This is a genomic window from Pseudomonas tumuqii, from assembly GCF_013184545.1.
GTDB lineage: Bacteria > Pseudomonadota > Gammaproteobacteria > Pseudomonadales > Pseudomonadaceae > Aquipseudomonas > Aquipseudomonas tumuqii.
Map to the genome: position 1 here is coordinate 231,680 of NZ_JAAOJA010000002.1, position 24,497 is coordinate 256,176.

Below are 24,497 nucleotides of genomic sequence, written 5' to 3' on the forward strand. Positions count from 1 at the left end.
TCGATCAAATTACGATGAGGAGCTAGCTCAATGGATCTCGGACTTCGCGGGAAAAAAGTCATCATCAACGGCGGTAGTCGCGGCATCGGCCGGGCCGCGCTGGAGCTTTATGCGCAAGAAGGCTGCGACATCGCCTTTTTCTCCCGCGATGCCCAGCGCGTCGCGGACACGGTGAAGGCGCTGCAGGTGTATGGCGGCGCGGTCTACGGCGATGCCTTCGACATGAACGACGGCGCGGCCTACGAGGCCTGGCTGAATTCGGCGGTGGCGCGTCTGGGCGGCTGCGACATCTTCATCCACAACGCCAGTTCCTCGGGCGCCCAGGGCACCATGGATTGGGATATGAGTTTCCGCCTCGACATGATGGGCGCGGTGACCGGCTGCCAGACGCTTGAAGAGGCGCTGAGCGCCAGCGATGCAGGCTCGGTGATCCTGATGTCGAGCACCGCGGCGGTGGAAACCTTCATCTACCCGCAGGCGTTCAATGCCATCAAGGCGGCGATCATCACCTACGGTAAGCAGCTGTCGCAGCTGTGGGCGGCGAAGAACATCCGCGTCAATATGATCTGCCCCGGCCCGGTCGAGTACCCAGGCGGCAATTGGACGGCGATCAAGGAAGCGATGCCCGAGTTGTACACCAAGACCCTGGCGGAAATGCCCCTGGGGCGCTTCGGCAAGGTCGAGGACGTGGCGCGCTCGATGGTCTTCCTGTCCAGCCCGATGGCGTCGTACATCACCGGCAGCAACCTGGTCATCGATGGCGGTTACACCAAGCGCGTGCAATTCTGAGCCGGTGACCGAGGGAGTAGGGTGGATGAAACTTTACAGTTCGATCGGGCCCAATCCGCGCTTGGTACGCATGTTCGCTGCGGAGAAGGGCATCCAGTTGTCGCCGGTCGAGGTCGACATCGTCGGCGGCGAAAATCGCCAAGCGGGCTTTCTCGCGCTCAACCCGACCGGCACCACGCCGGTTCTCGAACTCGATGACGGCCAGGTGATCAGCGAGACCGCGGCGATCTGCGAATACCTGGAGGAGGTTTTTCCCAGCATCCCGCTGATCGGTGCGACAGCCTCGCAGCGAGCCCAAACGCGTATGTGGTGGCGCCGGGTCGAGCAGTCGGTGGTCCAGCCGATGACTGCTGGGTTCCGCGCCGCCGAGGGCTTCGAACTGTTCAAAAACCGCGTGCCTTGTTATCCGCAGGCAGCCGATCAGCTCAAGCTGGCCGCTGTCGAGGGGCTGTACTGGCTCGACGAGCAGCTAGGCGCACAAGCCTTTGTTTGTGGCGAGCGCTTGAGCGTGGCCGATTTGCTGCTGTTCTGCTTTCTGCAGTTCGGCGCTCAGGTGGGGCAGGGGCTCGACAGCGAGCGGTGCGTCAATTTAGCTCGCTGGCAGGCCGCCATGGGCGCGCGTGCCAGCGCCCTGAGCTGACAGTCTCATGCATTGGCAGCTCAGCGATGTCTGTGCGAGGGCGGCAGGTGCTGGCAGATATCGGGGATATCAGCTAGTGATTGTTAAAGCTTTTGAAAAACAGACAAATCTGTTTCTATAGTGTTTAGGTCGGGTTGCCGAAATATCTTCGACCGGAGGAGAAACCATGGAACAACAACAAGAAATCCATAACCGGATCGCCGCGCGTTTGCTCGATCACATCAAGACCCGCAGTACCGACCAGGTCGACGCTAACCTGCGCATTCCCTCGGCGAGCTATACCGACCCGCAGCAGTTCGACCGTGAGATGGAGGCAATCTTCAAGCGCCTGCCGATCCTCGCCGGGCTGTCGGGCGAAATCGCCCAGCCGGGGAATTACAAAGCCTTCGACCTGATGGGCACGCCGCTGCTGCTCACTCGCCTGAAGGACGGCAGCGTCCGCGCGATGCTCAACGTCTGCGCGCACCGCGCGATGAAACTGGCCGAAGGCAGCGGCAAGTGCGACAAGTTCGCCTGTCCTTACCATGCCTGGGTCTATGGCAACGACGGCAGCCTGAACCGCATCGCCGCACAGGACACCTACGGTGATGTCGACAAGGCCGCCATGGGCTTGACCCAACTGCCGGTCTACGAACGCGCCGGGCTGATCTTCGTCGTGCTGACCCCGGGGCTGGAGGTGGATTTCGCCGGTTTCCTCGGCGGCATGATCGAGGACATCGAGCAACTGGGATTCGCCGACTGGCACTACTGCGGCAACCGTGAAATTTACGGTGCCAACTGGAAGGTGGCCTACGACGGTTATCTGGAGGGCTATCACTTCGCCTCGGCGCATCCGGAGACGATTCACCAGCGCACCTTTTCCAACATGATGGCGTTCCATTTCTACGGCCCGCATCAGCTGATCGGCTTTGCGCAGAAGGACATGCAAGCCAAGCTGGGCGCGGTCGACCCGCAACAGCTGCATCGACATGAAAACAACGGCTACGACTTCGTTCGCACGCTGTTCCCCAACGTGTCGATTTTCGTCGCACCGGAAATCACCCAGGTTGCCCAGCTGATCCCCGGGCCGACAGTGGGGGAGAACCGTACCGTGCTGCATTTCATCCACCGCCAGGCGCCGCAGAACGAGGAGCAGCGCCAAGCCAACGAGACCATGATGGACTGGCTCAAACAGGTGGTGGACACCGAGGACTACAGCCTCGGCTTGAAGATCCAGCAGGGGCTGGCCAGCGGTGCCCACGAGCACGTCACCTTTGGCCGCAACGAGGTGGGCAATCAGGAGTTCCATCGCTGGATCGATCACTACCTGAACCCACAGCTGCCTCTCGGGCCATTACAACAAGAGTAAGGAACCGCTATGAGCCTCATTGCAATCAGTGCGCGGCTGGAAATAGAAGCCGGCCGCATCGACGACTACCTGGCGGCTGTCGCAGACATAATCGAGCGGACACGGGCCGAGGCCGGCTGCCGCGTCTATGCCTTTGCCCGCGATATCCAGATCCCCAACGTGTTGTGGATCAGTGAGGAATGGGACTCCGACGCCGCCCTCGACGAACACTTGAAGTCGCCGCACATCCGCGCCTTCTTGAAGCAGGTCGCGGATATCGGTCTGCCCAGTGTGGATGTGCGTAAGTACACAGTGTCTGCCGTCGGCACCGTCGAGCATTCGCACCTCGACTGATCGAGGCCTGGTGGCTACGCGTTCACCAGGCCAGGGCTGTGCATCCCGTTCCCATTCAGCCTACTGCCCCCGGAGGTGATTTGACCCCCGGCGTATCACGGTGGGTTGATGCGCGTCTCTGGCAATCCGATACGTCTCAATTAAGGGCTTTCGCAAGGCTATCGCCATACCTGGCGCACCTCGAGCGCGGGCGGTATGGCGGGTCGAGTGCTTATTTTATTAAAAACAAACTTACCTGTTGGTTTTTGTCTGGGTTTGTTCTAGATTGTCCCCATGGCTGGCCTGCGGGCCTGGTTTTTCACCACAACAAGTCACGAACATGTGAGGTCACCATGGCTGAGGCCAAATCTCCGGATTCCGCGGTGCTGCTGGATATCTACCGCAGGGCCAACCTGATCAAGACCGCCGACGACCGCTTTATCGAGCTGATCAAGGCCGGGCAGATCGCCTCGCCGTACTACTCGACCCGCGGCCAGGAGATCATCCCGGCGGCCATCTCGGTCAACCTGCGCGCCGACGACTACGTGATCACCACCTACCGCGGCATCCACGACCAGCTGGCCAAGGGCATTCCATTGCGGCCCTTCGTCGCCGAGTTCATGGGGCGTGCCACCGGTACCTGCAAGGGCAAGGGCGGGCCGATGCACATCACCCACCTGGCCTCCGGCCTGCCGGTGACCACCGGTGTGGTCGGCTCCGGCCTGCCGATCGCCAACGGCCTGGCCTGGGCTGCGCAGCTGAAGCGGAGCGGCCAGGTCACGGTGTGCAACTTCGGCGACGGCGCGACCAATATCGGTGCCTTTCACGAGGCGTTGAACCTGGCTTCGGTGTGGAAGCTGCCAGTGGTATTCGTCTGCCAGAACAACGGCTATGCCGAGCACACCAAGTACGAATACGGCACCGGTGCTCGCGCCATCGTCGACCGCGCCATCGGCTACGGCATGCACGGCATCCAGTGCAACGGCAACGACGCGCAGGAGATGTGGGGGGCTGCCCGCGAGGCCATCGAGCGCGCTCGCGCCGGGCTGGGGCCAACCCTGCTGGAAGCCAAGACCTTCCGCTTCCGTGGTCACCTGCTGGGCGATGACAGCCATTACATCGACAAGGCCGAAATGGCTGCTGCAATTGCCGCCGATCCGATGCCGGCCTATCGCGCCTGGCTGATCGAGCACGGCCATGCCAGCGACGCGCAACTCAGCACCCTTGAAAAAACCAATGCCGACGATTTCGAAGAGGCCGTCGAATTCGGTCTGGCCAGTCCCTATCCAGACGTGTCCGAGCTGAGCCGGGACGTCTATGCCGAGGAGAAGCGCGCATGACTGCCGTCAAAGCCAAGCGCATGAACATGTCCCAGGCCATTGTCATGGCCCTGCACCACGCAATGGAAGTCGATACGTCGGTGGTGGTGCTCGGTGAGGATGTCGCCGACCCGCAGGGCGGCGGGGTGTTCAAGTGCACCGCCGGGTTGTCCAACAGTTTCGGCACCGAGCGGGTGCGGTCCACGCCGATCGCCGAGCAGGCGATCATGGGTGCTGCCGTCGGCGCTGCACTGGGCGGCATGCGCCCGGTGGCCGAGATCATGCTGATGAACTTCATCACCGTGGCCATGGATCAGGTGGTCAACCATGCCGCCAAGCTGCGCTTCATGACCGGTGGCCAGACCCATGTGCCGCTGACCATCCGCACCGCGACCGGCGCCGGTTTCGGCACCGGCGGTCAGCATGCCGATTACCTGGAGGCCTGGTTCGCCCATACCGCCGGAATGAAGGTAGTGGCGCCGTCCAATCCGGCCGATGCCTACGGCCTGCTGCTGTCGTGCATCTTCGACGACGATCCCTGCCTGTTCATCGAGAGCCTGCCACTGTACTTCGCCCAGGGCGAGGCACCGGTGCCGGGCGAGCGGGTGCCGCTGGGTAAGGCCAAGATCGTGCGCGAAGGCAGCGACGTCAGCGTCATCAGCTACAGCCGCACCATGGTCGAAGTGCAGGCCGTGGCCAAGGAGCTGGAACAACAAGGTATCTCGGTGGAGGTGATCGACCTGCGCACCATCGCCCCGCTGGATATGCCGACCCTGCTCGATTCGGTGCGCAAGACCGGCCGCGCGGTGATCGCTCACGAGGCCCAGGTCGACTTCGGCGTGGGCGCCGAGATTGCCACGCGCCTGCATGCAGAGCTGTTCCACGAATTGAAGGCGCCGGTCGGCCGGGTCGGTGCGGCGCGCTCGCCGGTGCCGTTCTCCAAGGCGTTGGAAGACGCCTTCATTCCAACCAAAGAGCGGATTACCGCGGCCATTCTCGAAGCGCTCAAATAGACAGGACGGGTTCAGATCATGACGACGCAAATCATTCTTCCGAAACTGGGTTTTTCCGTTAACGAAGCCGCGCTGGTCGAGTGGATGGTGGCCGATGGCGCCGCCGTGAAGAAAGGCGACCCGCTGTACTGCATCGAGAGCGAAAAGTCGCTGCAGGAAATCGAGGCACCCGCCGACGGGGTGTTGCGCATCCTCGAGGAAGCCGGGGAAACCTACGAGGTCGGCACCGTGATCGGGGAGCTGGTCTGATGACGGCCCAGAGCAAGCCGCCGGTGCTGGCCTGGCCGGCCAATCTGCCACCCATGCCGACGATCGACTTCAGCCGGTTCGGCGCGGTCGAGACGGTGGATCTGTCGCGCAATCAGCTCTATGCCGGGGCCTTCCTCGGCCGCAATTGGGCGCAGATCCCGCACGTGACCCACCACGACGAGGTTGTCATCGATGCCTTGCACCAGCACCGCAAGCTGTTGGCCGCCGAGTTGGGTCGCAAGCTGACGCCGCTGCCGTTTCTGATCAAGGCGCTGGTCAATGCGCTCAAGGCCTTTCCGCAGTTCAACGCGTCTCTGGCGCCGAGCGGCAAGCAGCTGGTGCTCAAACAGTACTTTCATATCGGCGTTGCGGTGGAAACCCCGCAGGGCCTGCTGGTGCCGGTGATCGGCGATGCCGACCAGAAGTCGATCGCCGAGCTGGCCGACGAGTTGACCGACAAGGCTGCGCGAGCTCGTGATAAGGGTTTGCCGATTGGCGAGATGTCCGGTGGCTGCATGACCATCAGCTCGCTGGGGTCGATTGGCGGGACGGGGTTCACGCCGATCATCAACGCGCCGGAAGTGGCGATCCTGGGCATAACCAGCGAGTTCGAGCGGCTGGTGATGGTCGAGGGGCAGGTCCAGGTCCGGCACTTGCTGCCGCTGTCGTTGAGCTATGACCACCGGGTGATCAACGGGGCCGACGCCGCGCGTTTCTGCCGTTACCTCGCGGCGCAGCTTGCCGATCCCGCGCACTTGATGTGAGTCGTAGTCAGGAGTGAAAGCATGAGTACAAACAACAATAATCCAGGTGTGCAGTCGCGCTTTTCCCTGCAGGGCCGTGTCGCGCTGGTGACTGGGGCGGGCTCGGGGCTCGGAGCGCATTTCGCTGCCGTACTGGCGGAGGCGGGGGCCAAGGTGGTCTGCGTGGCGCGCCGGCTGGAGCGGGTCGAGGCGGTCGCCGCGGCTATTCGAGAGAAGGGCGGGCAGGCCATGGCCTGCGTGATGGACGTCACCGATCGCGAGTCGATCAAGCTGGCATACGATACGAGCGAGCGTGAATTCGGCACTGTCGATGTGCTGATCAATAACGCCGGTCTGTCGAATCCCGCGCCTTTCGAGGAGATGACCCCCGCGCAGTGGAACTCCTTGCTGGACGCCAACCTGTCCGGGCCATTCTTCGTCGCTCAGGAAATGGCCAGGCGCCTGATAGCCGCGGGGCAGCCGGGCACGATCATCAATATCGCCTCGATTCTCGGCCACCTGGCCAGGTACTGCTTCCTCAATTACGGCACCACCAAGGCCGCCTTGATTCACATGACGCAGTACATGGCGCTGGATCTGATGCCGCACTCGATTCGGGTCAATGCCATCGCGCCGGGCTTTTTTCCCAGCGAGATGACCAATCCCTTCTATGAGTCCGAGGCCGGCATGAAGGAAATCGCCGGCCTGCCGCCCAAGCGTCTGGGTCGTCATGAAGAGCTGGATGGGCCGTTGCTGCTGCTGGCGAGCGAGGCATCGTCCTACATGAGTGGTTCGGTGGTGACGGTGGACAGTGGCCATTCGATCCGCTTGTCCTGAGCCGCCCGTTGCAGCGGGCGCAAACGCCCGCGGCGGCGGCAATTTTTGCCCGATCCGGGAGCGGCGCTGGACATTTCGATTAATTAAAGAACTGTTTGTTTTTTTTGTACGATGCCGGCAATCTACCTGAAAATCTGTACACGGCCCGCGCTTTGGAGGGCTTCTGAAAGGTGAAACCAATGGACGGACAGATGACCGGTGAAGAACGAGTGAACGACCTGCGTCGGCCCGTGCGGCCGGCACGGCGGGTGAAGTCCGAGAATGGTGGTTGGCAGGCGGAGAAGAGTCAGCTGATGCGCCTGCATATTCTCGACGCCACCATGCATTGCCTGGTGGATATCGGCTACACCCAGACCACCACCGAAAAGATTGCCAAGCAGGCGGGCGTATCGCGTGGTGCCATGACCCATCACTTCAAGTCGCGTGCCGATGTATTCGCGGCGGCCGCGGCGCACATCACCGATATCCGGGTGCTGGAATACGATGCGGCGATCAAGGATGTGACGCTCTCGGCCGGCAGTTTTCCGACCCAGGCCAGCATGCTGCAGACCCTCAAGGTGCTGCAGGACTATTTCATGCTGCCGTCCTTCCTGGCTTTTCATGAATTGATGCGCGGGGCGCGCACCGATCCCGAACTGCATGGGGTGATGGCGCCGCTGGAGCAGTCCCTCGACGAGCGCATCTCGGCGAGCATGGTGACGCGCTTTCCAGTGTGGGCGGAGGTCGAGCTGCGCGAAACCGGCGAGGTCTTGCGTGACCTGATCATGCACGCCTTGCAGGGCGTGGCGCTGAATCCTTCGCCCTATCTGCGCGGGGATCGTCTGGATCGCCTGCACGAATTGCTGGCAAAGACCGCCATGAACGAATTCCGTGAGGCCTACAACATTCTCGGCAGCAAGGTGGAAACCTGAGAGGTCGCGAACACCCGATATGGATACGACCCCTGAATCGCACGTACACCCGCGAGGCAGAGGAAAGGCGCTTGTAGCGCCTTTCTTTTAGGTGTATAAAAAACAAATGTGATGGTTTTAAATGAGCTCCGACGATGAACAACAACACTAGCCTGCTCCCTCATTTGCCCGTGGCGCACTTGCTCACGCAGGGCACCTCTGGGCTCGGCCTGCTCGGTAGTAAATGCAGCCAATGCGGCGAGATGTATTTCCCCGCGACCGACAGCTGTACCGCCTGCTGCGGCAGCGATCTGGCGCCTTGCGATATCGGCAACCAGGGGCGGCTGTGGTCGTGGACGGTTCAGGCCTTTATGCCCAAGTCGCCCTACAACAGCGGTGAGACTGAGGAGGCTTTTCAGCCTTATGGGGTCGGTTATGTGCAGATGCCCAGCGGGGTCAAGGTCGAGAGCCGCCTGACCACGGCCGATCCGGCTGAACTGGCGATCGGCATGCCGATGGCCCTGTGTCTGGTGCGTTATGGCCAGCGGGTGGATGGGCAGCCGCTGCAGACCTTCGCCTTCGCCCCGACGATCGAGATCGAGGGAGACCTGTAATGGAAGACATCGCGATCATCGGCATCGGTATGCATTCCTTCGGCCGCACCGATGGTTTGTCCGGGCAGGCGCAGGGGGCCTTCGCCGTGCGCGAGGCGCTGCGCGACGCGGGGGTGAAATGGGAGCAGGTCGGAGTGGCCTATGGCGGCAGCCAGGATGCCGGCAATGCCGATGCCCTGGCCAATCACCTGGGCCTTACCGGCATTCCTTTCGTCAACGTGGCCAACGGTTGCGCCACCGGCGGCAGTGCGCTGGCCAGCGTGGTGTCGGCGATCCGCTCCGGCATGGCCGAGATCGGTCTCGCCGTCGGCTTCGACAAGCACCCGCGCGGCGCCTTCAATCCGCAGCCGGCCGACTGGGGCCTGGAGGACTGGTACGGCGAGACCGGGTTGATGCTGACCACCCAGTTTTTCGCCCTGAAGACCCAGCGCTATCTGCATGAGCACGGCATTGCCGAGGAGTCGCTGGTACATGTGGCCCAGCGTGCCTTTCGCAATGGCGCGCTGACCCCGCACGCCTGGCGCCGTCGTGAGCTCAGCTTCGAGGAGATCGCCGAGTCGATGGCGGTCAATCTGCCGCTGCGCAAGTACATGTTCTGTAACCCCGCCGAGGGTGGCGCAGCCCTGGTGCTGTGCCGCGCCAGCCAGGCGCACAAGTACAGCGACACGCCGATCATCGTCCGCGCCGCCGTCATGCGTACCCGCCACCACGGCTCGTTCGAGGTGTTCAGCCCGGGCCTGGCCGCGCGCCAGGCGCCGGCGCCGACTGTGACCGCCTCCCGCGCCGCTTATGAGAGTGCTGGTGTCGGCCCGGAAGATATCGATGTGATCCAGCTGCAGGACACCGACAGCGGTTCGGAGCTCATCCACCTGGCCGAGAACGGCTTCTGCGAACACGGCGAACAGGGCCTGTTGCTGCGCAGCGGCGCCACCGATATCGCCGGTCGTCTGCCGGTCAATACCGATGGCGGTTGCCTGGCCAATGGCGAACCGGTCGGCGCATCCGGTTTGCGGCAGGTCATCGAGGTCTGCACCCAGCTGCGTCGGCAGGCCGGTGCCCGCCAGGTGCCCGGTGCGCCACGCCTTGGCTACACCCACGTTTACGGTGCACCGGGCGTCAGCGCGGTGACCATTCTCGAAGCGCCATAGGCGCTTGGCACACGGGCTCAACAAGAATAAGAGGGCGCTAGCATGAACAATCCCACGTACGCGAAATTCACTCTGCTGCCACCGGAAGAGGTGGGCGATCCCAATTTGTTTCAGCAGTTGCTCGAGCAGGAAAGCGTGCCCGTGCCGGCGTTCCTCAAGCCGAATCCCCAACAGTTCAGCGATGACGACCTTTCAGTCGAGCGTTACAGCGCGCGCTGGTTCCACGAGCTGGAAGCGCAGAAGCTCTGGCCCAACGCCTGGCAGATGGTCTGCCGCGAGGAGGAGATCCAGAAGCCGGGCGACCATATGGTCTACGACATCGTCAACACGTCGATCATCGTCATGCGCGGCCAGGATGGCGCCATTCGCGGTTTCTACAATTCCTGCCTGCACCGCGGCCGCGCCCTGCGCATGGGCGGCGGCGCGGTCAACCAGCTCAAGTGTCCCTACCACGGCTTCACCTGGGACCTGCAGGGCGAGTTCAAGAGCATGCCCACCAGCTGGGACTTCAAGCATCTCGAGCCCTGTCAGCTGAAGCTGCCGGAGGTGAAGGTGGATACCTGGGGCGGTTTCGTCTTCATCAACCAGGACCTGGACGCGCCGGCGTTGGCCGAACATCTGGATGTATTGCCGGAGCACTTCAAGGACTACAACCTCGGCCGTTCCGTGTCCATCGCGCACGTGCAGCGGCGCATGGCCTGCAACTGGAAGGTGGCCCAGGAAGCCTTCATGGAGTCCATGCACACCCGCGCCACCCATCCGCAAATCATGACCTTCACCGGCGACGTGGACAGCCAGTACGACATGTACGGCGACCACATCAGCCGCAGCATCACGCCCATGGCGGTGACCAGCTCCAATCTCAGGGATGTCGAGGAGGCGTTGATCCTGCATGACATCCTCGAAGAGTCCGGGCGCATGGCCGACTCCGACAGCAGCAAGCATGTGTTGCCCGAGGGCATGACCACTCGCGAGTACATCGGCGAGCTGAACCGGGGCATCTACGCCCAGGCTTCCGGCGTGGACTTGAGCCACGCCACCCATGCCGAGTTGCTCGACGCGATTCTCTACTCGGTGTTTCCCAACACCCAGGTCTGGGCCGGCTATTTCGGCAACATCGTCTATCGCGCCATCCCCGATGGCGACAACCACGAGGCCTGCCTGTTCGATGTCTGGTTGCTGGGCCGCTATCCCGAGGGCACGCCATGCCCGGAGGGGGCCAAGCTCAATCGCCTGCCCGACGATCAGGACTTCTCCAAGGCCGCCGAGCTGGGCGCGCTGGGCCCGGTGTTCGATCAGGACATGGGCAACCTGGACGCCATGACCAAAGGCTTGAAGACCTCGAAGAAGGGCGCCGTCAGCCTGGCCAGCTACCAGGAAAGTCGCATCCGTCACCACCATCTGACCCTCGATAATTACCTCGGGTTGGCCAAGTAAACGGTACGGCCGGGGTGCTGTCCCGGCCTGAACAGAGATTCGCCATGAACAAGAATGTACGCGAGCGGGCGCAACGCCTGCGCGAACAGGTCCGCCAGTTCTGCAGGCAGGAAATGCCCGAGGCGCTGCTGGACAAGGCCCACCGTCATCAGGTGCTGGACAAGGCCGACTACGTGCAATGGATGCGTCTGTTGCAGGCCAAGGGCTGGGTCGCCGGGCATTGGCCAAAGGCCTATGGCGGCCAGGAATGGTCGGCGCTGGAGCGTTTCGTCTTCGAGGACGAACTGGCCCGCCAGGGCTGCCCGTGGATCATCCCGTTCGGCGTCAAGTATGTCGGTCCGGTGATCTACAGCTTCGGCAGCGAGGTGCAAAAACAGCGTTTCCTACCGGGCATTCTCAGTACCGAGGCGTTCTGGGCCCAGGGGTATTCCGAACCCGGTGCCGGTTCCGACCTGGCCGGCTTGCGTACCCAGGCGGTACGCGACGGTGATCATTACCTGGTCACCGGGCAGAAGGTCTGGACCACCTACGCGCAGTGGGCCGATTGGCTGTTCTGCCTGGTGCGCACCGGTAACGAGGGCAAGCCGCAGAGCGGTATTTCCTTCCTGCTGATCGACATGCGCAGCCCCGGCGTGACGGTCAAGCCGATCCACACCATGGATGGCTATGTGCACGTCAACGAGGTGTGGCTGGATAACGTCCGCGTGCCTGCGGAAAACCTGGTGGGCGAGGAGGGCAAGGGCTGGCAGTACGCCAAGTTCCTGCTGCAGAACGAGCGTACCGCCGGCGCCATCATCGGCCAGGCGTGGCACGTACTCGACCGTCTCAAGCGCCTCGCCCGCGAGGCCGATGCATCTGGCCAACGGCCGATCGAGCAGCCACTGCTGCGCCAGCGCATCGGCGGCTTCGAGCTGCGTTTCATGGCCTTGCAGGAAGTCGCCTATCAGGCGGTGCAGGCCATGGTCGACGGCAGCGACAACGGTGGCGAGGCGTCGCTGATCAAGATCCGCGGCACCGAGCTGTACCAGGACGTGGCACAGGCGCTGGTCGAGGCACTCGGCCCGGCCGGCATCGCCTTCGACAGCGCGGCGTTGCACAGCGCCACGTTGCCGCCGCTCGGTCCGGACGACAGCGGCGGGATTCTCAAGGAGCACTTCTACAATCGCGCCGCGACCATCTTCGGTGGCTCGTCGGAAATTCAGCGCAATATCGTGGCCAAGGTGGTGCTGGGCTTATGACGACCGATCTCGACACAATCGCCATGCTGCGCGACAGCCTGGAACGCTACAGCGCCGATCGCTACAGCTTTCTCCAGCGCGCGCCGCTGCTGCAACTGCCGGGCGCCTTCAGTGCGCAGACCTGGCAGGATTTCGCCGAATTCGGCTGGCTGTCGCTGCGCCTGCCGGAAGAACTCGACGGCCTGGCAGGCGATGCCGTGGCCGTTGGCGCGCTGATGGAAGTGGTCGGCAGCCGGCTGCTGCTCGAGCCGCTGCTGGCCTGCGTGGTGGTGGCCAGCGGACTGTTGCTCAAGCAGGGCAGCGCGGCGCAGCAGGCCGAGCTGTTGCCGGCCCTCGCCGAGGGCCGCCTGAAACTGGTGCTCAGCCATGGCGTCAGCCATGAGCTGTGCCGTTACGCCGAGGGGCGGCTCAGCGGCAGCCAGCAGGCCGTGCTGCATGGCGACATTGCCGAGCAGTTGCTGGTGCCGGCGCGCGATGCCGAGGGCCAGTTGCGTTTCTGCCTGGTCGAGGCCAGCGCCGCCGGGGTCAGCCGTCAGGCCTTCCGCCTGGTCGACGGCCGCGGCGCGGCCAATCTGCAGTTCGCCGCGGCCCCGGCGTCGCTGTTGCAACCCCAAGCCGGTGCACCGAGTGCCGAACAGGCCCTGGCCGAGGTGTGTGATGAGGCCAGCGTGGCGCTCTGTGCCGAGGCACTGGGTGTGGCAACCAGCCTGCTGCGCATCACCAACGACTACCTCAAGGTGCGCCAGCAGTTCGGCAAGCCGCTGGCGGGCAACCAGGCCCTGCAGCATCGCATGGCCGAACTCTACCTGCTGACCGAGGAAATCCGTGCACTGACCCTCGCCGCCCAGCAGGCCATGTGCCTGCCTGCCGCCGAACGGGCGCGCACCCTGAGTGGCGCGCGCGCCTACATCAGCCAGGCCGCCAGACACATCGGCAACGAGGCGATCCAGCTGCACGGTGGCGTGGGCATCACCGAGGAGCTGGAGGTCAGCCACTATTTCCGCCGGCTGATGGTCAATGCGGCATTGTTCGGCAACCGCGACGAGCAGTTTCTGCGCTTCGTCGAGCTGTCGCTGGCAGACGCCTGAAGGAGGCCGCGTATGCGTAAAGACATCAGTGGCTGGCAGCTGCGTCTCGACGACGCCAGCGTGCAGCGTTATGCCCACAGCAGTGAGTGGATGGGGCGCAGCATCGCCGAGTCGGCGCAGGCCATGGTCGCCCGCGAGCCGGAGCGGATTACCCACGTGTTCGATGGCCAGGCGTGCCGGGTCGATGACCTGCTGGGCGATGCCCGTCTGCTCGCCGGCGCCTTGCAACGGCGTGGCCTGCAGGCCGGCGATGTGATCGCCTTCCAACTGCCGAGCTGGCGCGAGACGGTGGTGATCGATCTGGCCGCCAGCCTGCTGGGTCTGGTCATCGCGCCGATCGTGCCGATCTATCGCGATGCCGAAGTGGCCTTCATGCTGGCCGATTGTGGCGCCAAGGCGATGTTCTTCCCGGGCAGTTACCGCGGCTTCGACTTCGCCGCCATGCTCCAGCGTCTGGCGCCGGAGCTGCCGGCGCTGCGCCTGCAGATAACGGTGCGTGCCGAGGATCATTCGGTCGACGCCTATGAGGCGCTGCTCGGCGAAGGCCAGCCGCTGACCGATACGCCGGCGGTGGACGCCGATGCTCTCAAACTGATCCTTTATACCTCGGGCACCACCGGTCGGCCGAAGGCCGTGCTGCACTCGCACAACACCGGCCCGACCCGCCTCAAACGCGCCTTCGAACACTGGTCGGACGGCTCGCCGCAGGTGCTGCTGATGGCCTCGCCGGTGACCCATGTGACCGGGCTCAGCGCCCTCGAATTGCCGTTCTACCTGGAGGCGCGCACGGTGTTCATGGAGCGCTGGAATGCCCTGGAAGCGCTCGACATCATCGACCGCGAACAGGTCACCGTCAGTCTCGGCGCCACGCCCTTCCTGCATGAACTGATCGCCCAGGCCGAGCAGCAGAAAAGGCGTCTGCCCAGCCTCAAGCGTTTCGCCTGCGGCGGCGCCGAAGTGCCGCCGGCGCTGATTCACAAGGCCGCCGAGGTGTTTGCCAACTGCCGGGCGTTTCGTGTGTTCGGCTCCAGCGAGGCGCCGCTGGTGACCCTCGGCTTCGTCGGCGCCGGCCAACTGCAACAGGCGGCCAACACCGACGGTGAGATCCTCGACTACCAAGTACGCCTGCTCGATGAGGCCGGGCGCGAGGTGGCCGCCGGCCAGGAAGGTGAAATCTGCGTGCGTGGCCCGGCCATGTTTCTTGGCTATGCCGATCCCGAGCAGAGCGCCGAGGCCTTCGATGCCGAGGGATTTTTCGCCACCGGCGACCTGGGCCGGATCACCGCCGACAACGCCATCCTCATCACCGGGCGCAAAAAGGATCTGATCAACCGCGGCGGCGAGAAAATCAGCGCCAAGGAAGTCGAGGACATTCTTCATCTGCATCCATCGATCGACGAGGCGGCGGTGGTGGCCATGCCCCATGAGCGCCTCGGCGAAACCCTGTGTGCCTACGTGATCCTGCGCGCCGGCCAGCAGTTGAGTCTGGACGGCCTGCTCGAACAGGTGGCGAGGGCCGGCGTGGCGCGACAGAAATTCCCCGAGTACCTGGTGGTGGTCGAGGATTTCCCGCGTACGGCCTCGGGCAAGATTCGCAAGGATCGGCTGCGTGCCGATATTCGTCAGCGCCTCGCGGCGCTTTCCTGATAAACCCTAGGGGAGCAGCCAGTGATGGAATCTACCTATCTTGATGTACGCATCGCCCGCAAGGCGGCCGAGGCGCTGGATATCGTCACTCTCGAATTGGAGCCGCTCGCCGGGCACAGCCTGCCGATGTTCAGCGCAGGCTCGCATATCGACGTGGAAATCCGCCCGGGGCTGGTGCGTCAGTATTCGCTGTGCAACGACCCGACCGAGCAGCATCGCTACGTGATCGGCGTGTTGCGCGATCCCAATTCACGCGGCGGTTCGATAGCCGTGCACGACCAGCTGCAAGAAGGTCAGAGCATACGCATCAGCCCGCCGCGCAACCATTTCCCGCTGGTGCCGGCCAAGCGTACGCTGCTGCTGGCCGGAGGCATCGGCGTCACGCCGATTCTGTGCATGACCGAACGGCTGGCCAGCAGCGGCGCCGATTTCACCCTGCACTATGCCTCGCGTTCGGCCGAGCGCATGGCCTTTCTCTCGCGCATCCGCGCGTCGGCCTTCGCCGAGCGGGCGCAGTTGCACTTCGACGACGGCCCGGCCGAGCAGGCGTTGAATCTGCCGGCGCTGCTCGCCGCGGAGGGTGCGGACACGCACCTCTACGTCTGCGGTCCGGGGGGCTTCATCGACTATGTCACCAGCACCGCCAAGGCTCAGGGCTGGAGCAGCGAACGCATCCACTTCGAGTACTTCGCCGCCAAGCAGGTGGACACCTCCGCCGACAACAGCTTCGAGGTGCAGGTGGCCAGCAGCGGCAAGGTCTATCGGGTCGGTGGGGACGAGTCGATAGTCGCGGTGCTGAAAGCCGATGGGGTGGAGATCCCGGTGTCTTGCCAGCAAGGCATCTGCGGCTCCTGCATCACCCGTGTGCTGGAAGGCAAGGCCGATCACCGCGACCAGGTGTTGAGCGACAAGGAGCGCGGCGAGGAAAACTGGTTCACGCCCTGCTGCTCGCGCGCGCTGACGCCGCGCCTGGTGCTGGATATTTGACCGGCAATGGGTACCACTGTCGCCGAGGAAAACCGCGTGATCGGCACACGTGCGTTGGGCTGCTGCATCGAGGCGGCCGGCCGGCGAGGCCAGGCATGACGCGCAGCCGCTCGGTCAACCTGGCCTATGTCATCGTCGTGCTGATCTGGGCGACCACGCCACTGGCGATCCGCTGGGGCGCAGTGGACACCGGCTTCGCCTTTGCCGCCATGGCGCGCATGGTCTTGGGCATGCTCTTTGCCCTGTTGCTGCACGCCCTGTGGCGCTTGCGCCTGCCATTGCATCGGCGTGCGTTGCTGTCCTACCTGTGTGCCGGTGGCGGGCTGTTCGTCAGTATGTTCTGCGTCTACTGGGCGGCGCCGCGCATCGACTCGGGACTGATGTCGGTGATCTTCGGCCTGTCGCCGCTGGTCACCAGCCTGCTGGCCGCGCTCTGGCTGCGCGAGCGCGGACTGGGGCTGAGCAGTGTGGTCGGCATGCTGCTGGGGGTGGCCGGGCTGGCGCTGATTTTTGCCGACCAGCGCCTGACGACTGCGGGCGGCGGGCTGGCCGTCATCGTCGTGCTGTTGTTTGCCGTGCTGAGCCATGCCGCCAGCCTGGTCGGGCTGAAGTGGATCGCCGATGACAGCCCGCCGCTGGCCACCGCCACCGGTGCACTGCTGGTGGCGGCGCCGCTGTTCCTGCTCAGCTGGTGGCTGGCCGGGGGCAGCCTGCCGTCGACACTGTCGCTACGCGGTGGCCTGTCAATCGTCTACCTGGGGCTGTTCGGCTCGGTGCTCGGTTTTGCCCTGTACTGCTACATCGTGCGCTACCTGTCTTCGGCCCAGGTGGCACTGATTCTGGTGCTCACACCGGTGCTGGCCCTGCTGATCGGCCGGCTGTTCAACGATGAACAGTTGCGGTCCCAGGTCTGGTTGGGCGCTGCGGTCATCTGCTCTGGCCTGCTGCTGCACCAACGCGGCAGCAGGCCAGCGGTTGGCCGCTGTGGCGGCTAGCGGCCCTTGAACTGCGCCGGGCGCTTTTGCAGGAAGGCATTTACGGCTTCCTGAAAGTCTTCGCCCTGGGCGCAGGCGGCAAAGGCGGCCTTTTCCGCCTCCAGCTGCTCGCCCTGTGTGTTGTCGAAAGCCTGACGCAGCAGGCGCTTGAGATGCCCCTGGGCCACCGGCGAGGATTGCGCGAGGCGTTCGGCCAGGGCCTGGGTCGCGCTCTCCAGTTCCTCGACGGCGACCACCTGGTTGACGATGCCCAACCGGCAGGCATGCTCGGCATCCAGCGGCTCGCCCAGCAGGGCGATGTGCAGGGCGCGGCGCAGGCCGACCAGGCGCGGCAGGTGCCAGCTGGCACCGAGGTCGCAGCTGGCGCCCAGGCTCAGGTAGGCGAAATTGAAGCGGCTGTTGGCCGCGGCCAGGGCTAAGTCGCAGGCCAGCACTATGCTCATGCCGGCACCGGCGGCGGCACCGCGCACGCTGGCGATCACCGGGGCAGGGCAATTGGCGAGCAGCAGCATGGCCTCGTTCAGCGGCTGGATCAGCTCGTCGGCAATCGACTGCGGCGCGGACTTGAACTGGGCGATATCGCCACCGGCCATGAAGGCACGGCCCTCGCCGCTGAGCACGATGACCCGCACGCCCGGATCGGCCACGGTCGCCCGGCAGGCGTCGAGAAAGGCCCGGGCCATGGCACTGTCGATGGCGTTCAGGGCCTCGGGGCGGTTGAAGCGGATATGGGTGATGACACCCGGCTGCAGGCTGATCGGTTGACTGCTCATGCGCGGTTTCCAGTTGGGAGGGGTTGCATGCTCGCGCGCCTGCTGTGGCGTTCATCACGAGCGGTAGTCGCGCCAGACTTTCTCCATCACGGTGAGCTGCTGGCCGGGGCGGATCAGGTCGTAGGCGGTGAGGTTGAGGGTGCGGATGAAGGCCCGCTCGATAATGGCCGCGTGGATGTCCGCCTCGATGATGTTGATGCAGGCCGGATCCTGTTCGAAGCCCTTCAGCCCGCCGAGGCCGCCGCCGATGATCTGTCCGAGCAGCACCCGGTTGACCGCATCGTGGGCGACGATCAGCAGATGCTGCCAGTCATCCCGGGCGATCAGTTGGTCCCAGGCCTGGTTGACCCGCATGGCGAAGTCGCTCCAGAGTTCGCCGCCGATGAAGCGCGCGCCGGGTTGCTCGGCGCCGTCATAGGCGTAGGCGATGCTGCGCTCGCGGTCCTGGCGCGGGATCTCGCGCAGGCGTCCGCCGCGAATTTCCTGCAGCCGTGGCTCGGCGTGCAGGGGCAGGTCGCGGCCGTGGAGAATGTGCCGAGCGGTTTCCTCGGTGCGCGGCAGGCCGGAACAGACGGCCAGATCGAAGCGGATCTCGGCGAGCAAGGCGCTGGCCGCGGCGGCCTGTTGCCGACCCCTTGCGGTGAGTGGTACCTGGCGTGGATCGGGCGGCTGGCCCTGCGCATCGAAATAGCTGACCTCGGCATGCCGCAGCAGGTAGATGCGTCGCCGTGGTCGCGGGGCGGCCCTGACTGTCATCGGCTGCTGTCCGCCAGATAGCGCGGATTGCTCTCCGCTACCCGTTGTCGGGCGATGTGCAGCAAGTGCCGAACCACCTGAGTACGGCTTTCGCCGGCATCGGCGGCGCCACTGCGGATCAGTTGGCCGAACTGTCGATTGGCCCGTTGCAGTTGTTGGCGCAACGCTGCCGTTTCGCTGGTTTCGCTGGTTTCGCTGGTTTCGCTGGTTGGCGCCAGCAGGCGTGCCAGACTGGCCAGCTCTTGTCGTTCCGGTGCTTCGCCGTTTTGCAGTTGGCGGGCGGCGATGCCCAGCGCCCGGGCGATCATCAGGCCGGCCTGGCGTTTGTCGGCGGGCAGGGCAGGCAACAGTTCATCGCGCAGCAGGGCTTCGGCACTGGCCAGCAAATCTTCGCCGCGGGGTTGGTCACGCATCAGGTCGCCTCCGTCATGCACAGGATTTCGTATTCCAGCTCCGGCACGCTGTGACCGGTCAGTGCCAGCAGCAACGAGCTTTCTTCGCCGCAGAGGTGCCGCTGCGCCTGCTGGATGGCGATGATCGCCCAGTTGAGATGGGCCATGACCTCCCAGTAGCGCACCTGCTCGGCATCGATGGCCCGGCCGCTGACGCTCTGGTAGCCGCGATAGAAGTCGCTGCGCGCGCCGATACCGCCGGCCTCCAGTTGCGGCGCGCCGAAGCGCCAGCATTTGGCACAGAACCAGCCGATGTCTTCCAGCGGGTCGCTCCAGCCGGCGAACTCCCAGTCGAGTATGGCGGTGAGGCCGTGCGCATCGACCATGTAGTTGCCGGTGCGAAAATCGCGGTGGGCAAGGACGATGTCGCCCCGTGGCGGTGCGTGGCGCTCCAGCCAGCGCAGCCCCCATTCGAGTGCAGGGTGCGCGCTGTGATGTCGATCGAGGAAGGCGCGGTAGCGCTCGATCGCCTGCAGCGCCGGGGCCTGGTCATAGCTGGGCAAAAAGTCGAGATCGGCGCGCGGTGGGCGAATCGAGTGGATCCGCGCCAGCTCGACGCCGAGGCGGAAGGTCAGGGCGGCGCGATCGCCGCCCAGGCTAGTGTCCTTGACCACTGCATGGCCGGCGGCCAGGCCGCCGACCTTGCGCATGACGAAGAACGGCCGGCCGATGACCTGCGCGGCACTGCACAGCCACAGCGGTTCGGGCACGGTGACCCCGGCGGCGAATGCCGCTTTGAGCAGGGCGAACTCCTGGACGCGGCCATGGCTGGCCGACACCCCTGACGGCGAGTCGATGCGGATGACCAACTCCAGGGTGCCGGCGAAGGCCCCGCTGCTGACGTTGGCGATGGCCAGCCAGTTCTCCTGGATGGCACCGCCGGAGAGCAGACGGAACTCGCTGAATGTGACCGCCTCGGCCTCGGCCCGCTGGGCGATGTAGACCTCGAGCGCGCTACGCAGTGAGTCGCTCATAGGCTGAATTTCTTGAAGATGCGTTTGGCCAGGCTCCAGCGGTGCACTTCCGAGGGACCGTCGTAGATGCGGAAGGCGCGCATGTCGGCAAAGATCCGCGCGACTATGGTTTCACCGGTCACGCCCTGGCCGCCGAGGACCTGCACGCTGCGATCGGCGACGCGCCAGGCGGCCTCCGAGGCCAGCACCTTGGTCATGCTCGACTCGCTCAGGGCCAGGCTGCCCTGGTCGAGTACCCAGGCGGTGTGAAGGATGGCCAGGCGCGCGCTGTGCATGTCCATCTCGTTGTCGGCGAGCATGAAACCGACGCCTTCGTGGCGCCCTAGTTCCTTGCCGAAGGCCATGCGCCGGGTGGCATAGCGGGCGGCGATATCATGGCAGCGACGCGCCTGGCCGAGCCAGCGCATGCAGTGGGTCAGGCGCGCCGGGGAGAGGCGCACCTGGGCGTATTTGAAGCCCTCGCCCAGTTCGCCGAGGATGGCGCTGGACGGCACTCGCAGGCCCTCGAATGCCACCACGCAGTGGCCACCGGGGAAGCAGGAGTCCAGCGAATCCATGCTGCGTTCGATGCGGATGCCCGGGGTGGCCATGTCGGCGAGGAACATGGTGGCGCGACCGTCTTCCAGCTTGGCCATGATGATCGCCAGGGTCGCGCCTTCGGCCCCGGTGATGAACCACTTGCGGCCATTGATCACGAAGTCGTCGCCATCGCGTACCGCCAGGGTCTGCAGCATCGACGGATCGGAACCGGCGCCGGGGTCCGGCTCGGTCATGCAGAAGCAGGAGCGGATCTGTCCGGCGGCCAGTGGACGCAGCCAGCGTTCTTTCTGCGCGTGGGTGGCGACCGCTTCCAGCAGGTGCATATTGCCTTCGTCGGGGGCGGCGATGTTCAGGGCGACCGGGCCGAGGGTGGAGTAGCCTGCCTCCTCGAAGAATACCGCCTTGCTGCGGTGATCGAGGCCAAGGCCGCCGTACTCCGCTGACACGTGAGCCGAAAGCAGGCCGGCGCTGGCGGCGGCAGCGATCAACTCGCGGCGCAGCGCTTCGCTGGGGCCGTGGGCGCCGCAGCGTGGATCCTTCTCGAAGGGGATGACCCGGGTGGCGATAAAGTCGCGCACCCGCATCTGCAGGTCGGTCAGTTCGGTGGCAATCGTAAAGTCCATGGGGCAGCTCTCGCGTGGCAGTGCGTCGAATATCAGGCGTAGCGGTAGAAACCGCGGCCACTCTTGCGGCCCAGATAGCCGGCCTCGACCATTTCCCGCAGCAGCGGGGCCGGGCGGTATTTGCAGTCGTTGAAGCTGCGGTAGAACACCTCCATTACCGCCAGCAGGGTGTCCAGGCCGATCAGGTCGGCCAGCGCCAGCGGGCCGATGGGGTGGTTGCAGCCCAGGCGCATGCCTTCGTCGATGTGCTCGGCACTGGCCAGGCCTTCCTGGAGAACGAAGACCGCCTCGTTGAGCATGGGCACGAGGATGCGGTTGACGGCGAAGCCGGGGCTGTTCCTGGCGCTGATCGCGGTCTTGTGGAGGCGCGCAACCAAGGCTTCGGCGGCGGCCTGGGTGCTATCGCTGGTCTGCAGGCCGCGGATCAGTTCGACCAGGGCCATGACCGGCACCGGGTTGAAGAAGTGCATGCCGATGAAACGATCCGGGCGTCCGCTGGCGGCGGCCAGCTTGGTGATGGAAATCGACGAGGTGTTGCTGGCGATCAGGCAGTGCGGGCCGACGCTGGCGTCGATGTCCTTGAGGATCTGCAGCTTCAGCGACTCGGACTCGGTGGCCGCCTCGATCACCAGGTCGGCGTCGATCAGGGTGTGTTTGTCGGTGCTGCAGCGCAGGCGGCCGAGCGCGTCACACTTGCCCGCCTCGTCGAGGCTGCCCTTGCGCAGCAGTTTGTCCAGACTACTCTCGATGCTCTGTTGGCCACGCAGCAGCGCCGAATCGCTGACGTCCAGCATGATAACTTCGAGGCCGGCCATGGCGCAGGCCTGGGCGATGCCATTGCCCATGGTGCCGGCGCCGACCACGCCAACGGTATTTATCTGCATCTCGTTACTCCCGGTGTTCTGCTGGCGGGTGCACCCGCTGGTTCAAAGGCGTTCGAAAATGGCGGCGATACCCTGGCCGCCACCGATGCACATGGTCACCAGGGCATAGCGGCCCTGGCTGCGGTGCAGTTCGTAGATCGCCTTGGTGGTGATGATCGCGCCGGTGGCACCGACCGGATGACCGAGGGAAATTCCCGAGCCATTCGGATTGACCTTCAGCGGGTCCATGCCCAGCTCCTGGGTAACGGCGCACGCCTGGGCGGCGAAGGCCTCGTTGGCCTCGATCACATCCATCTGCTGCATGCTCAAACCGCAGCGCTGCAGCACCAGGCGCACCGCCGGCACTGGGCCCATGCCCATATAGGCCGGGTCGACCCCTGCGTGGGCATAACCGACCAGCCGGGCCAGCGGTTCAAGGCCCAGGGTACGTGCGCGATGCTCCTCGGCCAGCACCACGGCAGCGGCGCCATCGTTGAGGCCAGAGGCGTTGCCAGGGGTGACGGTGCCGTTTTCCTTGAGGAATACGGCCTTCATCCCGGCCAGCTGCTCCAGGGTCAGTTCAGGGCGGATGTGCTCATCGCAATCGAAGCTGATGGCGCCGCGACGGGTCTTGATCTCGACCGGAACGATCTGTTCCTTGAAGTAGCCTTTGGCCGAGGCCTTGGCGGCGCGGCGCTGGCTCTCCAGGGCGAGGGCATCCTGCATCTCGCGGCTGATACCGTAGCGGCTGGCGACGTTTTCCGCGGTGACGCCCATGTGGATGCGCTGCCAGGGGTCATGCAGGATGCCGTTCATGTAGTCGATCACCTGGTTGTCACCCAGGCGTGCGCCCCAGCGCATGCTCGGCAGCAGGAACGGGCCGCGGCTCATGTTCTCGGCGCCGGCACCGATGGCGATATCGGTATCGCCCAGCAGAATCGCTTGGGCCGCGGAGATGATCGCCTGCAGTCCCGAACCGCACAGGCGGTTGACATTGAAGGCGGGGGTTTCTTGCGGTATCCCCGAATCCATGGCGGCTACTCGGCTCAGGTAGGCATCGCGAGGTTCCGTCGGGATCACGTTGCCCATCACCACGTGACCGACTTCGCCAGGGTCGACACCGGAGCGGGTCAGGGCCGCCGAGCAGACTGTGGTAGCCAGGGTGGCGAGGGGCGTGTCTTTCAGGGTTCCGCCGAAGGCGCCGATTGGGGTACGTGCGGCACTGAGTACGAAAATTTGACGCTGAGCCATGACAAGTCCTTCAGCAGGGCCAGTGCGAGTGGTCCCGATTGCGTGAGAGTGTTGGTTCCAAGGTGCCGATTAAGGCCGTGTAGGAGAGGCCTCAGATGCTTGTTAAATTAAAAAACATTTTTGTTCGTTTGTAAATGATTGCGCCTTGGCGAATCCTCGCATAGAGTCAATTTGGTCAAAGAGTGACGGCGGTGCGGCGTACAGAAAACTCCTGTACGTGTGAGTCCCGCAGATCTACTTGGCAAGCTGAGTCGACAGAATGGAGGCGCGTGGTTGCAATAGAGCGCCCACGGGGACCCATCAGCACCAAGGCGGAAAAGGATTGGCTGAAGCGAAAACCCGAGTGCTGTATCGCAAGGGCTTGGGATGAAAGAGTCTTTCTCTTGAGAAAAAACAATGAAAATAAAAATAATTGCTGCAGGTTTTTTCACACTGGCTGCTATCGCACTGTTCTCGGCTCTGCTAATGGCAGAGCCGGCGCGCTACGCCTATGCAAAGGCCATTTCTCCCCCCGGTTGCCAGTACACGCCCTACGGCTGCTCGCTACCGCCGGGTTTCAGGGGCTGGCCGCAGTTCCCATGATCTAGTCCGGTGCGTCAATGAAACATCCGGCTAGGACAAAATTAGGACAAAAAGCGCGCCGCTCCTTGGCGGAAATCCATGGGTACTGCAGCCCGGTATGCGAAGCGCTAAAGCAGGAAAACCGGCAAATGCCGGTTTTCCTCGGGTCACGGGTGCTGCAGGCGATTCACTCGAATCTCAGCAGTTACCCTTCTTGGCTTGGCCCGGTGGGCAATGGGGTGGGCCGCCACTGCCACCGTTGCCGCCAATATCGATGCCGATGCCGGGCAAGCGCAGGCTACAGCCTGAGATCAGCAGGCCCGCAAGAACAACAGCCATGATGCGTACTAACATTTAGCAATTCCTTTCATGCAATGCCCGGAGTGGGCTGAGGTGGCCGCCATGACAGC

Annotated in this window: 26 protein-coding genes; 18 read left to right on the plus strand and 8 right to left on the minus strand. The window is 64.3% G+C overall.

The genetic code is table 11. The features are described 5' to 3' along the window. Positions 1–30 precede the first annotated feature (30 nt). From G9C89_RS04965 to G9C89_RS05050, 18 genes are all read left to right on the plus strand, one after another. On the plus strand, positions 31–789 hold the full coding sequence (locus G9C89_RS04965) for an SDR family NAD(P)-dependent oxidoreductase (RefSeq protein ID WP_172145552.1): 759 nt from the start codon (positions 31–33) through the stop codon (positions 787–789). A gap of 25 nt (positions 790–814) precedes the next feature. Continuing rightward, complete coding sequence (locus G9C89_RS04970) at positions 815–1,429, plus strand: glutathione S-transferase family protein (RefSeq protein ID WP_172145554.1); 615 nt, start codon at positions 815–817, stop codon at positions 1,427–1,429. 166 nt (positions 1,430–1,595) lie between these two features. Further along, positions 1,596–2,777, plus strand: coding sequence for an aromatic ring-hydroxylating oxygenase subunit alpha (locus tag G9C89_RS04975; protein WP_172145557.1), 1,182 nt, complete (start codon positions 1,596–1,598; stop codon positions 2,775–2,777). Positions 2,778–2,786: 9 nt separating this feature from the next. Next, entirely contained in the window at positions 2,787–3,110 is a 324-nt protein-coding gene (locus G9C89_RS04980) for a putative quinol monooxygenase (protein WP_172145560.1), read from the plus strand. 332 nt (positions 3,111–3,442) lie between these two features. Then, a complete protein-coding gene (locus tag G9C89_RS04985) occupies positions 3,443–4,429 on the plus strand; it encodes a thiamine pyrophosphate-dependent dehydrogenase E1 component subunit alpha (RefSeq protein ID WP_172145563.1) in 987 nt (328 codons plus the stop codon). Then, a complete protein-coding gene (locus G9C89_RS04990) occupies positions 4,426–5,421 on the plus strand; it encodes an alpha-ketoacid dehydrogenase subunit beta (protein ID WP_218575910.1) in 996 nt (331 codons plus the stop codon). The genes G9C89_RS04985 and G9C89_RS04990 overlap by 4 nt, the downstream gene beginning before the upstream one ends. 18 nt (positions 5,422–5,439) lie before the next feature. After that, complete coding sequence (locus G9C89_RS04995; RefSeq protein WP_172145565.1) at positions 5,440–5,670, plus strand: biotin/lipoyl-containing protein; 231 nt, start codon at positions 5,440–5,442, stop codon at positions 5,668–5,670. Next, positions 5,670–6,434 (plus strand): 2-oxo acid dehydrogenase subunit E2, encoded by a 765-nt coding sequence (locus tag G9C89_RS05000; RefSeq protein WP_172145567.1) that lies wholly within the window; start codon positions 5,670–5,672, stop codon positions 6,432–6,434. Before G9C89_RS04995 ends, G9C89_RS05000 begins: the two co-directional genes overlap by 1 nt. 21 nt (positions 6,435–6,455) lie before the next feature. Next, positions 6,456–7,250: an SDR family NAD(P)-dependent oxidoreductase gene (locus tag G9C89_RS05005; protein WP_172145569.1), complete on the plus strand. Its 795-nt coding sequence runs from the start codon at positions 6,456–6,458 to the stop codon at positions 7,248–7,250. Positions 7,251–7,429: 179 nt separating this feature from the next. Further along, positions 7,430–8,161 carry a TetR/AcrR family transcriptional regulator gene (locus tag G9C89_RS05010; RefSeq protein ID WP_218575911.1) on the plus strand — a complete coding sequence of 244 codons (732 nt, stop codon included), beginning with the start codon at positions 7,430–7,432 and terminating at the stop codon, positions 8,159–8,161. A gap of 134 nt (positions 8,162–8,295) precedes the next feature. Continuing rightward, positions 8,296–8,754 (plus strand): Zn-ribbon domain-containing OB-fold protein, encoded by a 459-nt coding sequence (locus G9C89_RS05015; protein WP_172145571.1) that lies wholly within the window; start codon positions 8,296–8,298, stop codon positions 8,752–8,754. Continuing rightward, on the plus strand, positions 8,754–9,902 hold the full coding sequence (locus tag G9C89_RS05020) for a thiolase family protein (protein WP_172145573.1): 1,149 nt from the start codon (positions 8,754–8,756) through the stop codon (positions 9,900–9,902). Before G9C89_RS05015 ends, G9C89_RS05020 begins: the two co-directional genes overlap by 1 nt. 42 nt (positions 9,903–9,944) lie before the next feature. Further along, positions 9,945–11,339 carry an aromatic ring-hydroxylating oxygenase subunit alpha gene (locus G9C89_RS05025; RefSeq protein ID WP_172145575.1) on the plus strand — a complete coding sequence of 465 codons (1,395 nt, stop codon included), beginning with the start codon at positions 9,945–9,947 and terminating at the stop codon, positions 11,337–11,339. 44 nt (positions 11,340–11,383) lie between these two features. Then, a complete protein-coding gene (locus G9C89_RS05030; protein ID WP_172145577.1) occupies positions 11,384–12,577 on the plus strand; it encodes an acyl-CoA dehydrogenase family protein in 1,194 nt (397 codons plus the stop codon). Further along, a complete protein-coding gene (locus G9C89_RS05035) occupies positions 12,574–13,665 on the plus strand; it encodes an acyl-CoA dehydrogenase family protein (RefSeq protein ID WP_172145580.1) in 1,092 nt (363 codons plus the stop codon). Before G9C89_RS05030 ends, G9C89_RS05035 begins: the two co-directional genes overlap by 4 nt. Before the next feature lie 12 nt (positions 13,666–13,677). Further along, the gene (locus G9C89_RS05040; RefSeq protein ID WP_172145583.1) at positions 13,678–15,312 is read left to right on the plus strand and encodes an AMP-binding protein; all 1,635 of its coding nucleotides are present in this window, start codon (positions 13,678–13,680) and stop codon (positions 15,310–15,312) included. Positions 15,313–15,336: 24 nt separating this feature from the next. Further along, positions 15,337–16,299, plus strand: coding sequence for a PDR/VanB family oxidoreductase (locus G9C89_RS05045; protein WP_172145586.1), 963 nt, complete (start codon positions 15,337–15,339; stop codon positions 16,297–16,299). Between the two features lie 95 nt (positions 16,300–16,394). Next, positions 16,395–17,294: a DMT family transporter gene (locus tag G9C89_RS05050; RefSeq protein WP_172145589.1), complete on the plus strand. Its 900-nt coding sequence runs from the start codon at positions 16,395–16,397 to the stop codon at positions 17,292–17,294. Here G9C89_RS05050 and G9C89_RS05055 read toward each other — a convergent pair. The 8 genes from G9C89_RS05055 to G9C89_RS25105 form a co-directional block, all read right to left on the minus strand. Next, the gene (locus G9C89_RS05055) at positions 17,291–18,067 is read right to left on the minus strand and encodes an enoyl-CoA hydratase/isomerase family protein (protein WP_172145592.1); all 777 of its coding nucleotides are present in this window, start codon (positions 18,065–18,067) and stop codon (positions 17,291–17,293) included. The two genes, G9C89_RS05050 and G9C89_RS05055, sit on opposite strands and share 4 nt — an antisense overlap. 54 nt (positions 18,068–18,121) lie before the next feature. Then, positions 18,122–18,823 carry a histidine phosphatase family protein gene (locus G9C89_RS05060; protein ID WP_172145595.1) on the minus strand — a complete coding sequence of 234 codons (702 nt, stop codon included), beginning with the start codon at positions 18,821–18,823 and terminating at the stop codon, positions 18,122–18,124. Continuing rightward, a complete protein-coding gene (locus G9C89_RS05065) occupies positions 18,820–19,236 on the minus strand; it encodes a DUF6285 domain-containing protein (protein ID WP_172145613.1) in 417 nt (138 codons plus the stop codon). The genes G9C89_RS05060 and G9C89_RS05065 overlap by 4 nt, the downstream gene beginning before the upstream one ends. After that, a complete protein-coding gene (locus G9C89_RS05070) occupies positions 19,236–20,249 on the minus strand; it encodes a phosphotransferase family protein (protein ID WP_172145616.1) in 1,014 nt (337 codons plus the stop codon). The genes G9C89_RS05065 and G9C89_RS05070 overlap by 1 nt, the downstream gene beginning before the upstream one ends. Continuing rightward, positions 20,246–21,412: an acyl-CoA dehydrogenase family protein gene (locus tag G9C89_RS05075; RefSeq protein WP_172145619.1), complete on the minus strand. Its 1,167-nt coding sequence runs from the start codon at positions 21,410–21,412 to the stop codon at positions 20,246–20,248. Before G9C89_RS05075 ends, G9C89_RS05070 begins: the two co-directional genes overlap by 4 nt. 32 nt (positions 21,413–21,444) lie before the next feature. Next, the gene (locus tag G9C89_RS05080) at positions 21,445–22,296 is read right to left on the minus strand and encodes a 3-hydroxybutyryl-CoA dehydrogenase (RefSeq protein ID WP_172145622.1); all 852 of its coding nucleotides are present in this window, start codon (positions 22,294–22,296) and stop codon (positions 21,445–21,447) included. A 42-nt stretch (positions 22,297–22,338) separates the two neighbouring features. Next, a complete protein-coding gene (locus G9C89_RS05085; RefSeq protein ID WP_172145625.1) occupies positions 22,339–23,526 on the minus strand; it encodes an acetyl-CoA C-acyltransferase family protein in 1,188 nt (395 codons plus the stop codon). Between the two features lie 759 nt (positions 23,527–24,285). Continuing rightward, a complete protein-coding gene (locus G9C89_RS25105) occupies positions 24,286–24,441 on the minus strand; it encodes a hypothetical protein (RefSeq protein WP_256674109.1) in 156 nt (51 codons plus the stop codon). Between the last annotated feature and the right edge of the window lie 56 nt (positions 24,442–24,497).

What these genes read in the sequence shown, in the direction of transcription:
- G9C89_RS04965 (WP_172145552.1), top strand. Translation starts at nt 31, where the DNA reads ATGGATCTCGGACTTCGCGGGAAAAAAGTCATCATCAACGGCGGTAGT.
- G9C89_RS04970 (WP_172145554.1), top strand. Translation starts at nt 815, where the DNA reads ATGAAACTTTACAGTTCGATCGGGCCCAATCCGCGCTTGGTACGCATG.
- G9C89_RS04975 (WP_172145557.1), top strand. Translation starts at nt 1,596, where the DNA reads ATGGAACAACAACAAGAAATCCATAACCGGATCGCCGCGCGTTTGCTC.
- G9C89_RS04980 (WP_172145560.1), top strand. Translation starts at nt 2,787, where the DNA reads ATGAGCCTCATTGCAATCAGTGCGCGGCTGGAAATAGAAGCCGGCCGC.
- G9C89_RS04985 (WP_172145563.1), top strand. Translation starts at nt 3,443, where the DNA reads ATGGCTGAGGCCAAATCTCCGGATTCCGCGGTGCTGCTGGATATCTAC.
- G9C89_RS04990 (WP_218575910.1), top strand. Translation starts at nt 4,426, where the DNA reads ATGACTGCCGTCAAAGCCAAGCGCATGAACATGTCCCAGGCCATTGTC.
- G9C89_RS04995 (WP_172145565.1), top strand. Translation starts at nt 5,440, where the DNA reads ATGACGACGCAAATCATTCTTCCGAAACTGGGTTTTTCCGTTAACGAA.
- G9C89_RS05000 (WP_172145567.1), top strand. Translation starts at nt 5,670, where the DNA reads ATGACGGCCCAGAGCAAGCCGCCGGTGCTGGCCTGGCCGGCCAATCTG.
- G9C89_RS05005 (WP_172145569.1), top strand. Translation starts at nt 6,456, where the DNA reads ATGAGTACAAACAACAATAATCCAGGTGTGCAGTCGCGCTTTTCCCTG.
- G9C89_RS05010 (WP_218575911.1), top strand. Translation starts at nt 7,430, where the DNA reads ATGGACGGACAGATGACCGGTGAAGAACGAGTGAACGACCTGCGTCGG.
- G9C89_RS05015 (WP_172145571.1), top strand. Translation starts at nt 8,296, where the DNA reads ATGAACAACAACACTAGCCTGCTCCCTCATTTGCCCGTGGCGCACTTG.
- G9C89_RS05020 (WP_172145573.1), top strand. Translation starts at nt 8,754, where the DNA reads ATGGAAGACATCGCGATCATCGGCATCGGTATGCATTCCTTCGGCCGC.
- G9C89_RS05025 (WP_172145575.1), top strand. Translation starts at nt 9,945, where the DNA reads ATGAACAATCCCACGTACGCGAAATTCACTCTGCTGCCACCGGAAGAG.
- G9C89_RS05030 (WP_172145577.1), top strand. Translation starts at nt 11,384, where the DNA reads ATGAACAAGAATGTACGCGAGCGGGCGCAACGCCTGCGCGAACAGGTC.
- G9C89_RS05035 (WP_172145580.1), top strand. Translation starts at nt 12,574, where the DNA reads ATGACGACCGATCTCGACACAATCGCCATGCTGCGCGACAGCCTGGAA.
- G9C89_RS05040 (WP_172145583.1), top strand. Translation starts at nt 13,678, where the DNA reads ATGCGTAAAGACATCAGTGGCTGGCAGCTGCGTCTCGACGACGCCAGC.
- G9C89_RS05045 (WP_172145586.1), top strand. Translation starts at nt 15,337, where the DNA reads ATGGAATCTACCTATCTTGATGTACGCATCGCCCGCAAGGCGGCCGAG.
- G9C89_RS05050 (WP_172145589.1), top strand. Translation starts at nt 16,395, where the DNA reads ATGACGCGCAGCCGCTCGGTCAACCTGGCCTATGTCATCGTCGTGCTG.
- G9C89_RS05055 (WP_172145592.1), bottom strand. Translation starts at nt 18,067, where the DNA reads ATGAGCAGTCAACCGATCAGCCTGCAGCCGGGTGTCATCACCCATATC.
- G9C89_RS05060 (WP_172145595.1), bottom strand. Translation starts at nt 18,823, where the DNA reads ATGACAGTCAGGGCCGCCCCGCGACCACGGCGACGCATCTACCTGCTG.
- G9C89_RS05065 (WP_172145613.1), bottom strand. Translation starts at nt 19,236, where the DNA reads ATGCGTGACCAACCCCGCGGCGAAGATTTGCTGGCCAGTGCCGAAGCC.
- G9C89_RS05070 (WP_172145616.1), bottom strand. Translation starts at nt 20,249, where the DNA reads ATGAGCGACTCACTGCGTAGCGCGCTCGAGGTCTACATCGCCCAGCGG.
- G9C89_RS05075 (WP_172145619.1), bottom strand. Translation starts at nt 21,412, where the DNA reads ATGGACTTTACGATTGCCACCGAACTGACCGACCTGCAGATGCGGGTG.
- G9C89_RS05080 (WP_172145622.1), bottom strand. Translation starts at nt 22,296, where the DNA reads ATGCAGATAAATACCGTTGGCGTGGTCGGCGCCGGCACCATGGGCAAT.
- G9C89_RS05085 (WP_172145625.1), bottom strand. Translation starts at nt 23,526, where the DNA reads ATGGCTCAGCGTCAAATTTTCGTACTCAGTGCCGCACGTACCCCAATC.
- G9C89_RS25105 (WP_256674109.1), bottom strand. Translation starts at nt 24,441, where the DNA reads ATGTTAGTACGCATCATGGCTGTTGTTCTTGCGGGCCTGCTGATCTCA.